General features: G+C 56.1%; 18 protein-coding genes. 9 read left to right on the forward strand and 9 right to left on the reverse strand.

From position 1 onward, the window contains the following. Positions 1–6: 6 nt before the first annotated feature. The gene (locus AB4Y96_RS03180) at positions 7–1,260 is read left to right on the forward strand and encodes a ubiquinone biosynthesis hydroxylase (protein WP_091879501.1); all 1,254 of its coding nucleotides are present in this window, start codon (positions 7–9) and stop codon (positions 1,258–1,260) included. Between the two features lie 16 nt (positions 1,261–1,276). Here the strand turns inward: AB4Y96_RS03180 and AB4Y96_RS03185 are convergent, their stop codons facing one another. Both AB4Y96_RS03185 and AB4Y96_RS03190 read right to left on the reverse strand, forming a co-directional pair. After that, complete coding sequence (locus tag AB4Y96_RS03185) at positions 1,277–2,314, reverse strand: aldo/keto reductase (protein WP_441915600.1); 1,038 nt, start codon at positions 2,312–2,314, stop codon at positions 1,277–1,279. Positions 2,315–2,335: 21 nt separating this feature from the next. Continuing rightward, entirely contained in the window at positions 2,336–2,866 is a 531-nt protein-coding gene (locus tag AB4Y96_RS03190; protein WP_441915601.1) for a hypothetical protein, read from the reverse strand. Positions 2,867–3,055: 189 nt separating this feature from the next. Here AB4Y96_RS03190 and AB4Y96_RS03195 point away from each other — a divergent pair, with 189 nt between their 5' ends. Further along, positions 3,056–3,493 (forward strand): OsmC family protein, encoded by a 438-nt coding sequence (locus AB4Y96_RS03195; protein WP_091879497.1) that lies wholly within the window; start codon positions 3,056–3,058, stop codon positions 3,491–3,493. A 236-nt stretch (positions 3,494–3,729) separates the two neighbouring features. Here the strand turns inward: AB4Y96_RS03195 and AB4Y96_RS03200 are convergent, their stop codons facing one another. From AB4Y96_RS03200 to AB4Y96_RS03220, 5 genes are all read right to left on the reverse strand, one after another. Then, entirely contained in the window at positions 3,730–4,509 is a 780-nt protein-coding gene (locus AB4Y96_RS03200; protein WP_091879495.1) for a succinate dehydrogenase iron-sulfur subunit, read from the reverse strand. 18 nt (positions 4,510–4,527) lie between these two features. Beyond that, positions 4,528–6,375, reverse strand: a complete 1,848-nt coding sequence (gene sdhA, locus AB4Y96_RS03205; protein ID WP_441915603.1) for a succinate dehydrogenase flavoprotein subunit — start codon at positions 6,373–6,375, stop codon at positions 4,528–4,530. A 2-nt stretch (positions 6,376–6,377) separates the two neighbouring features. Further along, positions 6,378–6,761 (reverse strand): succinate dehydrogenase, hydrophobic membrane anchor protein, encoded by a 384-nt coding sequence (gene sdhD / locus AB4Y96_RS03210; RefSeq protein ID WP_091879492.1) that lies wholly within the window; start codon positions 6,759–6,761, stop codon positions 6,378–6,380. A gap of 13 nt (positions 6,762–6,774) precedes the next feature. Next, a complete protein-coding gene (gene sdhC / locus AB4Y96_RS03215) occupies positions 6,775–7,173 on the reverse strand; it encodes a succinate dehydrogenase, cytochrome b556 subunit (protein ID WP_441915605.1) in 399 nt (132 codons plus the stop codon). 382 nt (positions 7,174–7,555) lie between these two features. Continuing rightward, a complete protein-coding gene (locus AB4Y96_RS03220) occupies positions 7,556–8,029 on the reverse strand; it encodes a GNAT family N-acetyltransferase (protein ID WP_091879490.1) in 474 nt (157 codons plus the stop codon). Between the two features lie 215 nt (positions 8,030–8,244). Here AB4Y96_RS03220 and AB4Y96_RS03225 point away from each other — a divergent pair, with 215 nt between their 5' ends. The 6 genes from AB4Y96_RS03225 (at position 8,245) to AB4Y96_RS03250 (ending at position 11,423) form a co-directional block, all read left to right on the forward strand. Further along, positions 8,245–8,640: a hypothetical protein gene (locus AB4Y96_RS03225; RefSeq protein ID WP_441915607.1), complete on the forward strand. Its 396-nt coding sequence runs from the start codon at positions 8,245–8,247 to the stop codon at positions 8,638–8,640. A 76-nt stretch (positions 8,641–8,716) separates the two neighbouring features. Then, entirely contained in the window at positions 8,717–9,427 is a 711-nt protein-coding gene (gene queC / locus AB4Y96_RS03230) for a 7-cyano-7-deazaguanine synthase QueC (RefSeq protein WP_441915609.1), read from the forward strand. Then, positions 9,424–10,083: a 7-carboxy-7-deazaguanine synthase gene (queE, locus tag AB4Y96_RS03235; protein WP_441915611.1), complete on the forward strand. Its 660-nt coding sequence runs from the start codon at positions 9,424–9,426 to the stop codon at positions 10,081–10,083. The genes queC and queE overlap by 4 nt, the downstream gene beginning before the upstream one ends. 49 nt (positions 10,084–10,132) lie before the next feature. Then, positions 10,133–10,519, forward strand: coding sequence for a 6-pyruvoyl trahydropterin synthase family protein (locus tag AB4Y96_RS03240; protein WP_441915613.1), 387 nt, complete (start codon positions 10,133–10,135; stop codon positions 10,517–10,519). Beyond that, positions 10,516–10,977, forward strand: a complete 462-nt coding sequence (queF, locus tag AB4Y96_RS03245) for a preQ(1) synthase (RefSeq protein ID WP_441915615.1) — start codon at positions 10,516–10,518, stop codon at positions 10,975–10,977. The genes AB4Y96_RS03240 and queF overlap by 4 nt, the downstream gene beginning before the upstream one ends. Positions 10,978–10,994: 17 nt before the next feature. After that, a complete protein-coding gene (locus AB4Y96_RS03250; RefSeq protein WP_091879481.1) occupies positions 10,995–11,423 on the forward strand; it encodes an OsmC family protein in 429 nt (142 codons plus the stop codon). 113 nt (positions 11,424–11,536) lie between these two features. Here the strand turns inward: AB4Y96_RS03250 and leuC are convergent, their stop codons facing one another. Next, complete coding sequence (leuC, locus tag AB4Y96_RS03255) at positions 11,537–12,946, reverse strand: 3-isopropylmalate dehydratase large subunit (protein WP_091879479.1); 1,410 nt, start codon at positions 12,944–12,946, stop codon at positions 11,537–11,539. Between the two features lie 195 nt (positions 12,947–13,141). Here leuC and AB4Y96_RS03260 point away from each other — a divergent pair, with 195 nt between their 5' ends. Further along, positions 13,142–13,288 carry a hypothetical protein gene (locus AB4Y96_RS03260; RefSeq protein WP_441915617.1) on the forward strand — a complete coding sequence of 49 codons (147 nt, stop codon included), beginning with the start codon at positions 13,142–13,144 and terminating at the stop codon, positions 13,286–13,288. Here the strand turns inward: AB4Y96_RS03260 and AB4Y96_RS03265 are convergent. Beyond that, a complete protein-coding gene (locus tag AB4Y96_RS03265) occupies positions 13,285–14,034 on the reverse strand; it encodes an amino acid ABC transporter permease (protein ID WP_441915619.1) in 750 nt (249 codons plus the stop codon). The two genes, AB4Y96_RS03260 and AB4Y96_RS03265, sit on opposite strands and share 4 nt — an antisense overlap. Positions 14,035–14,076 lie beyond the last annotated feature (42 nt).

Below are 14,076 nucleotides of genomic sequence, written 5' to 3' on the forward strand. Positions count from 1 at the left end.
GCAATCATGGCTGAAAGAACCCGGACACACACATCCAAGACTCCCGAAAGCACTGATATCATTATCGCAGGCGCTGGCTATGTCGGCATGGCGACCGCCGTCGCGCTGAAATCTTCCGCACCACATCTTGCCATCACGGTGATTGATGCAGCCCCGGCCGGCGTCTGGCGCAATGACACCCGCGCCTCGGCTATAGCCGCTGCTGCGAGCCGTATGCTTGACCGATTGGGCTGCTGGGAGGAAATCCTGCCGAAAGCGCAGCCGATCAACGAGATGATCGTTACAGATTCTCGCACCTCCGATCCCGTGCGCCCCGTATATCTCACCTTCAATGGTGAGATCGAGCCCGGTGAACCCTTTGCGCACATGGTCGAGAATCGCGTGCTCAATGCGTCCCTGCGCTCAAAGGCCGACGCGATTGGCGTCACATTTATTGAAGGCGCTCCTGTCCATGGCTTTGACCATGAGGAAACTCATCTGACCGTCCGTTATGGCGATGACAAGAGCCTGCGCGCGCGCCTGCTGCTGGCTGCCGATGGCGTGAAATCGCGGCTCCGCGATATGGCAGGCATCAAGACGGTAAACTGGGAATATGGCCAGTCCGGCATTGTTTGCACAGTAGCGCATGAGCGCCCCCACAATGGCCGCGCGGAAGAGCATTTCCTTCCCGCTGGCCCCTTTGCCATCCTGCCACTCAGCGGTAATCGCTCTTCGCTTGTCTGGACCGAGCGTACGGCAGACGCAGAGCGGTTGATCAGAGAGGATGATTTTGTCTTCGAAGCGGAACTTGAACAGCGTTTTGGCTTGAAGCTGGGAGAGCTGCGTATTGAAGGCTCGCGCAAGGCTTTCCCGCTTGGTCTGACGCTGGCGCGTGATTTCGTCAAACCGCGCTTTGCACTGGTTGGCGATGCCGCCCACGGCATTCACCCGATTGCCGGTCAGGGGCTTAATCTTGGCTTCAAGGATGCAGCAGCGATTGCAGAAACCATTGTCGATGCGGATCGCCTTGGTCTCGATATTGGCTCCATTGCGGTGCTTGAGCGCTACCAGACCTGGCGCCGTTTCGACACCGTGCAGATGGGTGTGACCACTGACGTTCTGAACCGTCTGTTCTCCAACGACAATGTCCCGGTGCGCGCCCTGCGCGATTTCGGCCTTGGCCTCGTGGAGCGCATGCCGCGGCTCAAGGGATTTTTCATCCGTCAGGCCGCGGGATTGTCAACGACATCGCCGAAACTGCTTCAGGGTCAATCGATCTGAAGCAGCTTCTCCTCCCCTAAAGCGGTCGGGGATAGGTGCGGTGGATCGCCTCGATTTCCTTCAAGATGTCAGGCGTTAGCGTTACATCTGCGGCCTCAATATCGATCTTCAGCTGTTCCATGGTTGTCGCGCCGATAATAACTGACGTGACGAACGGTCTGCTCAGCGCAAACGCAATAGCCAGTTGAGCCACCTCAAGCCCGTGCTTGTGCGCAAGGTCAATATAGGCCCTGATTGCCGGTTCGGCATGCTCGCTGTTGCGCCATAGCGCCTGCAAGGATGCGCGTGAGCCAGCCGGTACTTTTCCATCCAGATATTTGCCGGTGAGAACACCCGAAGCCAGAGACGAATAGGCAAGAAGTCCGACATCTTCATGGTGGCTGAGCTCTGCCAGATCAAGGTCAAAGGCACGCTGCAGAAGGCTATATTCGTTCTGCACCGAAACAACGCGCGGTTGATCCTTGCGTTCGGCCAGTTTCAGCCATTGCGCAATACCCCATGCGGTTTCATTGGAAAGACCGATATGCCGGATCTTTCCCGCCTTCACCATATCATCGAGACCGGCGAGCGCTTCCTCAATCTGCGGAACCACCTCGGCCCTGTTCTGATGATGCGGCGCATATTCCCAACCGGAACCGAAATGATAGTGGCCACGCACCGGCCAGTGTACCTGATAAAGATCGATATAATCGGTCTGCAGGCGCTTCAAACTGCCATCAACCGCTTCGGCAATTGTCGACTTGCTCATCAGGCTGCCGCCGCGAATCCAGCTGTTGCGTCCGCCGCCGGCAATTTTCGTTGCCAGCACGAATTTATCGCGGTTGCCGGTCTTCTTGAACCAAGTACCGATATAGGTTTCGGTCTTGCCATAGGTTTCAGCGGTTGGCGGAACGGCATAAATCTCCGCCGTATCCATGAAGTTTATTCCGGATTCGAGCGCATAGTCGATCTGGGCATGCGCATCCGCTTCGGTGTTCTGTACGCCCCAGGTCATGGTGCCGAGGCAAATTTCCGTGACGTCAATATCCGTCCGGCCAAGCTTTTTCAGTTTCACGGGGATTTTCCTGTTTTGAATTCAAGAGCGATCAATTTCGAGGCCGAGCTTTTGCTTCAGCTTCCGGACGCGCTGGCCGTAGTGAGGGGAGGTCTGTACTGCGGCAGCGGCCTTGGCCACCATAGCAATCAAATCCTGCTTTTCCACATCGTTCAACTGCTGGCGCAACAAAGGTGACGTTTTGTTGATCACGATCACCGCGTCGCCAATTTGATCATTTGCCCATTTGGCATAAATCACGGCTTCCTCGGCCTTGGCGGCATCGCTGATCTCCAGAATTTCCGCACGCACAGCCTCGGCATAACTATCCGAATGCGGCATATCTTCCGTAAGAATGGCGTAGATAACTGTGGCGGCTGCGAGTACCGGATCGTTGATTGCCGTAAGCGGCGAATGTTCCGTTTGCCGACGGATTTTCTGCCTGCGGAAATAGCCGCGTGCCCGGCCAACACCATCGGCAACCTCGCTGGCTGCGTCCCCGAGCATGCGAATGCGATACCACCAGATAAGCCCTGCGCCCAAAATTCCAATCACAGCAAGTACAATATGCATATTTAAAACCCCATTCGCCCCAATAAACTGATTAATCAAAAGTCCGTCTTTGGAAAAGACCCCATTGTTGCCGCAGCTTGTAAAATCTAGCAAGTTCCAACATCGTATCTATGACACGGAACTGCTGTAGCGTTCTGGCGTTAGCAAGAGGGCAGAAGCCCGGACATACCAACCAAGGGAGAATGAGCGATGGACAGACAAGCGACGGCAATCTGGAAAGGCGCCTTGAAAGACGGCACGGGCACGCTTGATACGCAAAGTGGCGCGCTCAAGGGCCTTCCCTATAACTTCAAGGCACGTTTCGAAGATGCGAGCGGCACGTCAGGGACCAATCCGGAAGAGCTTCTGGCAGCGGCGCACGCAGGCTGCTTTGCCATGCAGCTTTCCCACTTTCTCGCGGAAAACGGCACTCCGGCTGAAAAGCTCGATGCCAAGGCAGCCGTGAGCATTAATCCTGCCGCAGGCGGCGGTTTTGAAATCACCAAAAGCGCAATCACGCTGGTCGGCGATGTGCCCGGCATTGATGCGGACACTTTTGCCAAACTTGCCGAACAGGCAAAGGCGTCCTGCCCGCTTTCCAAGGCACTTGGCGCTATTCAGGTAACGCTTGATGTAAAGCTGGCGTGAATAATGCTTCTACAATTCAAACAAAGCGGGCGCAAATGCGCCCGCTTTTGTTCAGTCAGTTGTGCGTGGTTCGTGGTTCGACAAGCTCACCATGAGGGAGAGTGAGGATGCAACGCTCAACGCTAATCGCAAACGCTACAGAATAAAGCTCCCCTCACCCTGAGCCTGTCGAAGGGCCTCATGGTGAGCTTGTCGAACCACGAACCACAACCACACAAACGGGTATTGCTAACCTGCTAAACCCGACGTTCGACCATCATCTTCTTGATCTCTGCAATTGCCTTGGCGGGGTTCAATCCCTTGGGGCAAGTCTGCGCGCAGTTCATGATGGTGTGGCAGCGATAGAGCCGGAACGGGTCTTCCAGATTGTCGAGACGCTCGCCCGTTGCCTCGTCGCGGCTGTCGATCAGCCAGCGATAGGCCTGCAACAGGACTGCCGGTCCAAGATAGCGATCGCCGTTCCACCAATAGCTCGGGCAGGATGTCGAGCAGCAGGCGCACAGGATGCATTCGTACAGCCCGTCGAGCTTGGCGCGGTCATCGTGGCTCTGCAGCCACTCTTTCGCAGGCTCCGGCGACACGGTCTTGAGCCAAGGCTCAATCGAACGATGCTGGGCATAGAAATTTGACAGATCAGGCACCAGATCCTTGACCACCGGAAGATGCGGCAAAGGATAGATTTTGACCGCGCCCTTGATCTCGTCCATGCCCTTGGTACAGGCAAGCGTGTTTGTTCCGTCGATGTTCATCGCGCAGGAACCACAAATACCTTCACGGCAGGAGCGGCGCAGCGTCAGCGTTGGATCGATCTTGTTCTTGATCCACAACAGGCCGTCGAGAACCATCGGACCGCAATCATCAAGATCGACATAATAGGTATCGATCCGCGGGTTTTCGCCATCATCGGGCGACCAGCGATAGATGCGGTATTCGCGAATATTATTGGCGCCCTTCGGACGGTCCCAGGTCTTGCCGGGACGCATCTTCGAATTTTTGGGAAGTGCAAGTTCAACCATAATGCTCTGGTCCCTTGATCAATAAACGCGCGCTTTCGGCGCGATCTTGGCGAGGCTGATGCCGCCATCCTCTTCCTTGACCAGCGGGTCAAGATGAACCGGACGGTAGTCGAGTTTGACCTCACCATCGGGCGAAAGCCAGGCAAGGCTGTGCTTGCGCCAGTTGACGTCATCGCGCTTGGGGAAATCCTCATGCGCATGGGCGCCGCGGCTTTCCTTGCGGGCTTCGGCGGCAACCACTGTCGTCAGCGCATTGGCCATCAGGTTTTCCAGCTCCAGTGTTTCCACCAGGTCGGAATTCCAGATCATTGAACGGTCGGTGACCTTGACATCTGGCAGCTCGCTCCAGATTTTCTCCATCCGCTCAACACCGGATTTCAGCGATTCCGAGGTGCGGAACACGGCTGCATCTTCCTGCATTGTCTTCTGCATCTTTTCACGCAGAACCGCCGTCGGTGTTCCACCATCGGCAAAACGAAGACGGTCAAAGCGCTCCATGATCTTTTCAACCGATGCTTCGTTGATCGTCGGGATCTTGGCGTTGCGGTCAATAACCTGACCGGCGCGGATTGCGGCAGCACGGCCGAACACCACGAGATCGATCAGCGAGTTTGAGCCAAGACGGTTGGCGCCATGCACGGAAGCGCACCCTGCTTCACCGACAGCCATCAGACCCGGCTGAATGCGATCCGGATCATCCTTGGTTGGATTGAGTGCTTCACCCCAATAATTGGTCGGGATGCCGCCCATATTGTAATGCACTGTCGGCAGAACGGGGATAGGTTCCTTGGTCAAGTCGACACCGGCGAAAATCTTGGCCGATTCCGAAATGCCAGGCAGACGCTCATGCAGAACAGCCGGGTCCAGATGGTCAAGATGCAGGAAGATATGATCCTTGTCCTTGCCAACACCGCGGCCTTCGCGAATTTCCAGCGTCATGCAGCGGGAAACCACGTCACGCGATGCCAGATCCTTGGCCGATGGCGCGTAGCGCTCCATGAAGCGCTCACCCTCAGAGTTGACGAGATAACCACCCTCGCCGCGTGCGCCTTCGGTGATCAGGCAGCCTGCGCCGTAAATACCTGTTGGGTGGAACTGAACGAACTCCATATCCTGCAATGGCAAGCCGGCGCGTGCGACCATGCCGCCGCCATCACCTGTACAGGTGTGGGCTGATGTTGCGGAGAAATAGGAGCGCCCGTAACCGCCGGTTGCCAGAACAACCATTTTGGCGGCAAAGCGGTGGATTGTGCCATCATCGAGGTTCCAGGCAACAACACCGGTAATCGTGCCATCCGCATCCTGAATGAGATCAAGCGCGAAATATTCGATGAAGAACTGCGCATTGTGGCGCAGGCTCTGGCCATAAAGCGTGTGCAGGATGGCATGGCCTGTGCGGTCAGCCGCAGCGCAGGTGCGCTGTACGGGCGGACCATCACCGTAATTCATCATGTGGCCGCCAAAGGGGCGCTGATAAATCTTGCCCGCTTCTGTGCGCGAGAAAGGAACGCCGTAATGCTCCAGCTCGTAGACCGCAGCTGGCGCTTCGCGTGCCAGATATTCCATCGCATCCGTATCACCGAGCCAGTCCGATCCCTTGACGGTATCGTACATGTGCCACTGCCATGAATCCGGACCCATATTGCTCAACGAAGCGGCGATACCGCCCTGCGCCGCAACCGTATGTGAGCGGGTCGGGAAAACCTTGGTGATGCACGCCGTCTTCAGACCCTGCTCGGCCATACCGAGGGTCGCACGCAAGCCTGCACCACCGGCACCAACCACCACCACATCAAATTTGTGGTCCACGAATGTATAGGCCTTGCCGTCCTTGCCGACAGTCCTGTTCTTGTCTGTTGCTGCCAAGATTAGCCTCCGAAGCTCAGCTTGATGATCGCAAAGACGCAGGCAACGCCCACCACGAGGGTGAAAAACGTATTCAGCATCAGACAGGCGATCTTCTTGCCTTCACTTGTTACGTAGTCTTCGATGATGACCTGCATGCCCAAGCGCATGTGAACGAGACCAGAAATGATCACCATCAGCAGCACCAGCGCGATCAGCGGGTGTGAAAGAGCGGCCCTCGTTTCCGCAAAGCTTGCGCCGTGCAGATAAACGATCAGACCGATGAAAAACAGAAGCAACGGAATGTTGGCAACCGACGTCAAACGCTGGCGCCAGAAATGATCCGTACCCTCGTGCGCAGAACCAAGTCCGCGAACCTTCTTAAGCGGCGTGCGCATATCGCTCATTGTCCCGCCTCCTTTACAAAATCGTGAACGCGGCGATCCAGATCAGGACCGTCAGCGCAATGGAGAGAACAAGAGAAGCCCAGGCCATCTTCGTGGTGGTGTGCTTGTCAAGGCCACGGCCTGTATCCCAGATGAGATGGCGGATACCACCGATCATATGGTGCAGGAGCGCCCAAGTGTAGCCAAGCAAAACCAGAAGGCCGATCCACGAACCAAGCACCCAGCTGACGAAGTTGAACTGCGCCTCGCTCGTGGCTGTCGCAATCAACCACCATGCCACCAGCAACGTGCCGAAATAGAGCGCTCCGCCGGTGATGCGGTGAACGATGGACATGACCATGGTGGGAATTAGTTTGTAGATTTGCAGATGCGGCGACAGTGGCCGGTTCGCATGCAGGTTTGTCTTGCTCATAGCGTCCCCAATGATAAGCGCCGCGCCATTTGAACCTTGATTGACGGGCAGGGCCGAAAGGCTGGATAGAGGCAAATTTAGAAGGGTTTTAGTCCCGTTTTTGCACTGCGTCAAAGGCCCATTCACCCCCCTCATGCGGCGAATTGGCACCAATAGCAAGCCCATAAGGTTTGTTTAGAAAATTCAATCGTTTAAAGCGCGATATCGGGTTCAAAAGGGTCTCATTTTGCCCTTTAAACCCGATCAATTTTATTTGAGTGAGTCTGTCCAGTTTAATCGATTTTGCCGCCTTCGGACGCCCTATTGTGCAAACGCGAACGGAACATTCCGAGTCGTTCTCAGGATGTTCCGTTCGTCTTTAGTCCAAGAGTGGGGCCAGTTTTTACTGGTTGCCGAAGCGGATAATGAAACTCGTCCAGTCGGCAGGCGCAGCAATCTGCTCGTAAAGTTTGCGGCCATCTTCCGGAAGGCGCGGTGCATTGAGCGACAATTTGGTCCAGCCGCGCTCTTCCGCCTTGTCGGCGAGCACATCGATCAGTGCCTTGGCGATGCCTTTGCCGCGATGATCATGATGCACATAGATATGATCCACCTGCCCCGCCCGCATGCCTGAAACAGGCTCGGGCAAATCATAGAAAATAACGAACCCGACCAGATGACCATCAAGCCTTGCGCCAGCGATTTCCGCAGCGCGGTCGCGCAACAGGTTTTCGGCGTAATAATCATCAGGACGGCGTGGCGCACCACGCTTGAGCGCCTGCGCATAGCTTGCCAGAAGGGGCGCAAACTCATGGGCATCGTTCAGATGCAGCAGAGAAATGTCGACGGCGTGTTCGTCTGCGGTCTTTGTCGTCATGGTCGCATCATCCCTTTCATTCTGGCAGCACTTTCGGCTGTCCCGCTGATATTGAGGATTGGTTGATTGTGCTGCGCACGTCAACCGGCGGACCCCGGCAAAAATCGATTCAAAAGCTTTTTGGCGGATGACAAGCGTTAATAATAGGTTAATGCTTATGGGGATCGGAACCGGATCGCTACGGGAGCTTGTCCATGTTCGCCCTGCACAGACAAATGACTGCGCTTTTATTATCAGGCGTCATGGTGTTCACGGCTTCTCTTGCTGCAATGCAAAATGCCGCCGCATACGACATCAATCTGGCCGATGCCTATGGTGACGAATATGGCAATATCGTCGTGCAGGACCCATCCGGTCCCAAAATGATCTTCGTTGGTTCGACATCCGCCAAATCCGATGCCCTCGTGCAGGAATTGCGCCGGAAGGTCCCGGTTTACAAACGTGGCCGGGGCCCTGCCATCATCTCACCACCCGGTGACCCCTATGTGGTCGGCGTTATACCGGCGCCCAACACCAGCTGCGATAGCCCTATCGTCATACGGGGACGCGGCTATATGTACGGCATTGACCGCAACGAAACACCCGTTCTCGGCCTTCCGGGCTGCCAATAGCCCACTCTTTTCACATTTGATTTGCCTCGCTGACCCGCGCCCTGTATGGGGGCCGCTTCATTGAAGAGGTTCATTCATGGCTCGTAACGCTGATGGCGCACTCGTCCTTTTTTCCGGCGGGCAGGATTCCGCAACCTGTCTCGCCTGGGCGCTCTCCCGGTTTGACCGGGTGGAAACAGTCGGTTTCGACTATGGCCAGCGTCACCGCGTGGAGCTTGATGTGCGCGACGACTTCCGGGCCAAGCTGATCGAGCAATTTCCGCAATGGGCCGCGCGGCTCGGCGATGATCACAGGCTGGATGCCAGTGTGATTGGTCAGCTTGGCGCTACTGCCATGACTGGCAATATTGCCATCGAAATGGCCGAAAATGGCCTGCCCAATACATTTGTCCCGGGCCGCAATCTCCTGTTTTTCACGCTCGCCGCCGCGCTCGCCTATCGCCGCGGACTGCGTGTCATCGTTGGTGGCATGTGCGAGACCGATTATTCCGGCTACCCCGATTGCCGCGACGACACACTCAAGGCGCAGCAAGTGGCGCTTTCATTGGGGCTGGATCGCCGTATCACCATCGAAACACCATTGATGTGGCTGGATAAAGCCGAAACCTTCGCTCTTGCCTGTGATATCGGCGGTGAACCATTGCTCGATATGATCGTTGAAAACACCCACACCTGCTACCTCGGTGATCGTTCCACCCGCCATGCATGGGGCTATGGTTGCGGCACCTGCCCGGCCTGCGAATTGCGCGCCGGTGGCTGGCACAAATTCAAGGCAGAAGCCGCGTGACCTACGCCGTCAAAGAAATCTATCTGACGCTTCAGGGCGAGGGCAATCACACCGGCCGCGCCGCCGTGTTCATGCGGTTCGCCGGGTGCAATCTGTGGTCAGGGCTTGAACGCGATCGTGCCGATGCCCAATGCCGGTTCTGCGATACAGATTTCGTCGGGGTCAATGGCCCCGGCGGCGGCAAGTTCAAAACGGCCGATGCACTTGCCGATGCTGTTGCCAATGCATGGCCAAGGGGCGAGCGCTCCAATGGCAAGCCCTATGTCATCTGCACAGGCGGCGAACCGCTCCTGCAATTGGACAAGCCGTTGATTGACGCCTTTCATGCCAGGGGATTTGAAGTCGGTGTCGAAACCAATGGCACGATTGCAGCCCCTGAAGGTATCGATTGGATCTGCGTTTCGCCCAAGGCCAATACCAAGCTTGTTCAGACCAGTGGTCACGAAATCAAACTCGTCTATCCGCAGGCGGAAGCAGCAACCGATCCCATCCATTTCGAACGGCTCCCATTTCAGCATTTCTATTTGCAGCCCCTTGACGTCATCGGTGATCCGGCGCAAACCGCCCGGCATGTGGCATCTGCAGCGGCCTATTGCCTCGCCCATCCGCTTTGGCGGCTGAGCACGCAGACACATAAATTGATTGGCTTGCCCTAAAGGGCAGTTTTGGCGGGCGCCTATTGCGCCAGTGCCGATGAGGAACACCATGAGAATCTTTACCGACTTCACATTTGAAGCGGCGCACCATCTGCCGCACTCTTTTCCCGATGGGCATGTCAACCAGCGTCTGCATGGCCACAGTTTTCGCGTTCGCGTCACCCTGCAGGGAAGGCCTGATCCGAAAACCGGCCTGATTGCTGATCTGGGCACCGTCAAAACCGCCATTAAAAGCGCCCGCCATGCATTAGACCATCGATATCTCAATGAAATTGACGGTCTGGAGTTGCCGACGCTCGAGAGCATCGCCATATGGCTATGGCGGCGCATTGCTTCGGATCTTCCGGCACTGGCCGAGATCGGCATTTACCGCGACAGTTGCGGCGAGGGCTGTGAATATCAGGGCGAGTTTGAAACGCTGGAGGAGGCGGCATGAGTCATTACGCAGAACAGGCAATGATGCTGGGCAAGGATGTACCTATTCCCCACCACCCCGACGAGGCGCTGCTCGACGCTGTACCGAACCCACAGGCGGGAACACTCTTTCTCGCCCGCTTTGCCTGCCCGGAATTCACCTCACTTTGCCCGGTGACCGGCCAGCCGGATTTCGGCCATCTGGTCATTGATTATGCGCCGGATCAGGCATTGCTCGAATCCAAGTCGCTTAAACTGTTTCTGACCAGCTTCCGCAACCATGGTGCATTCCACGAAGACTGCACAGTGAGTATCGGCAAGCGGATCGTCGAAGCCGTGAAGCCTTTGTGGCTGCGTATCGGCGGCTATTGGTATCCGCGCGGCGGTATCCCGATTGATGTGTTCTGGCAGACCGGACCTGTCCCGGAAGGACTCTGGTTGCCTGATCAGGGCGTACCCGCCTATCGTGGACGCGGCTAAGACAAAGGAACAATCAAATGGCTGAGCTCAAGGTAAGAACACGGGATGTCGGCGCGACGGCTGTTCTGCAACGCGGCGGCCAACCGGTTGTTACTTCCCATACGGGCGGTGTGCTGAACGTCGCTCATTCGGTTTCAGAACCGGGTTTTGGACCGCTTGATCTGCTTTATGCGTCGCTTTCCGCCTGCCTTGTCCTCAGTGCCAAAATAGCGGCTTCCCGTTTCGGTGTTGCCGACAAGCTGGAATCTGTTCAGGCGCACGTTACCGGTGACAAGGCGAAGGAAGGTCTTTCCCGTATAGAGCGCTTCCACATTGCCTTCATGATAACAGGCGATATCGATGAAGCGACAAAACATGCCATCGTTGAGGCAGCCGAGACCGAGATTTGTACCGTGAGCAACACATTGCAAGGCGATCCAGCTTTCACAACAACGCTGGCGGACTAGCGCTCCGGACGAGCAACATTGCCTTTGACGGCAGAAGAAGCCCGCACCATTCATGCTCACAAAAAAACGGGGCCAATGGCCCCGTCATGTTGCAGGTCGTGATGTAAAGAAGCTTACTTCCACTCGCGGATATCGACGAAGTGACCGGCGATCGCCGCCGCCGCCGCCATGGCTGGCGAAACGAGATGGGTGCGGCCCTTGAAGCCCTGTCGTCCTTCGAAATTGCGATTTGAAGTGGAAGCACAACGCTCGCCCGGCTTCAGCCGGTCATCATTCATGGCAAGGCACATGGAACAACCCGGCTCACGCCAGTCAAAACCGGCAGCCTTGAAAATCTTGTCGAGGCCTTCAGCTTCCGCCTGTTCCTTGACCAGACCGGAGCCCGGAACAATCATCGCATCAACGGTTTCAGCCACTGTGCGGCCTTCCACGACTTTGGCAACCGCGCGCAAATCTTCGATACGACCATTGGTGCAGGAGCCAATGAAGACACGGTCCAGCTTGATGTCGGTCATCGGTGTACCCGGCTTCAAACCCATATAATCGAGCGCCCGCCACTTCGAGGTGCGCTTGGTTTCATCTGGAATTTCATCGGGATTGGGTACGGAACCGGTGATGGCAATCACATCCTCAGGCGATGAGCCCCAGGAAACGATTGGCGGCAGGTCAGCAGCATTGAGCACAACAACCTTGTCGAAATGCGCGCCTTCATCGGTCTGGAGCGTTTTCCAGTATTCGACCGCCTGATCGAAAGTTTCACCCTTCGGCGCGCGCGGCTTGTCCTTCACATAGGCAAAGGTAATCTCGTCAGGTGCAATCAGACCTGCACGGGCACCGCCTTCAATCGACATGTTGCAGATGGTCATGCGGCCTTCCATCGACAGCGCGCGAATGGCTTCGCCCGCATATTCGATGACATAGCCGGTGCCACCGGCTGTACCGATCTCGCCGATAATGGCCAGAATGATGTCCTTGGCGGTAACGCCAGCTGGCAGAACGCCATCAACGCGCACCAGCATGTTCTTGGCTTTTGACTGGATCAGCGTCTGGGTTGCCAATACGTGCTCGACTTCCGACGTGCCGATACCATGGGCCAGCGCGCCAAAGGCGCCATGCGTCGAGGTGTGGCTATCGCCGCATACAATCGTCATACCCGGCAGGGTGAAGCCCTGCTCTGGTCCAATGATGTGCACGATACCCTGACGAATATCCTTCTCGGAATAATACTCGACACCAAAATCCAGGGCATTCTTGGCAAGCGCCTCAACCTGAATGCGGCTTTCCTCGTTCTTGATGCCGTTGACGCGATCCGGCGAGGTTGGCACATTGTGGTCAACCACAGCCAGTGTCTTTTCGGGATGGCGGACCTTGCGGTTCGTAAGACGGAGCCCTTCGAAAGCCTGCGGACTGGTCACTTCATGAACAAGGTGACGATCAATATAAAGAAGGCAGGTGCCATCGGCCTGCTGATCAACCAGATGATCATCCCAGATCTTGTCATAGAGTGTACGTGGCGCAGTCATCGCGATATCCTCGGCAATGGTATGGTGCTGTAAGATTATGTCGTGGACATATGCACTCGGTGCCCACTTACGTCAAGAAACAAGCGATAAAAGTAATATTTCGGCGACAAAGCGCCGCGATGACAGCCGGTTTCTCCATGATTTTGCCGCGATTCCCGAGCCATTTCGTTTGCGAGCGGCAAAAGGGAGGCGCAAATGGTTTCGCGGCGTATTGTTGTGCTGGGCGGTCTTGCGACCGTTGCTTCCGTTTCCGGCTTCTTTCGCCTGCCATTTGCAACCCGCGCTTTGACCGGGAATGCAATGGCTGTTCTTGAGGCAGATGCTTGGGTACCGCAGGCTTAAGTCCGATCGTTCAACCGAGCCTCGATCCAGCGCAGCCCCAGTGACAGGCTGATCGTCAGGATCAGATAGACATAGGCGACGACGGAATAGGTTTCGAAGAAACGGAATGATCCTGATGCATAGACCTTGCCCATTTGCGTGACATCAACAACGCCAAGCACGGATACAAGTGAAGAATCCTTCACCATCGAAATGAAGTCATTGCCATAGGGTGGCAGAATTGTGCGAAGCGCCTGCGGTATCACGATTAAACGGAACCGCTGGAACCGTTTCAGGCCAAGTGCCTTTGCCGCCTCGATCTGCCCCTTATCAACGGCCTGAATGCCTGCACGGAAGATTTCCGCCAGAAACGCCGCATAAGCGAGCGTCAGCGCGATGATTGCCCGCCACAACAAAGAAAAATCTCGCACTTGAAGGGGGTCAAACAGTCCGGCATTTTGCAGCGGATGGGTGATGAAATTCCAGAGCGCGACAATGGCAGGCGCGCCAACAAATGCGATGTAGAACAGAAGCACCAGCAAGGGTATGCCGCGAACAATCTCAACGTAGAACCGCGCCGTCTGACGCAAGACGATGTGTTCGGAAAGGCTCATGACCGCGAGCAGAAGGCCAAATCCCGATGCCAGACAGAAGGCAAGAAGCGATACCCAGATGGTAATCCAGATGCCTTGCGAGACTGTGGAAAAAACCTGCCCGTAAATATCACTGACGAGAATGGCTATGCCAAGCGCAATGGCGATTGCCACCGCAACGACCAGCCACCAGGGGAAGTCCTTTTTGACAAAAGG

This window comes from Phyllobacterium sp. TAF24, assembly GCF_052113785.1.
Lineage (GTDB): Bacteria > Pseudomonadota > Alphaproteobacteria > Rhizobiales > Rhizobiaceae > Phyllobacterium.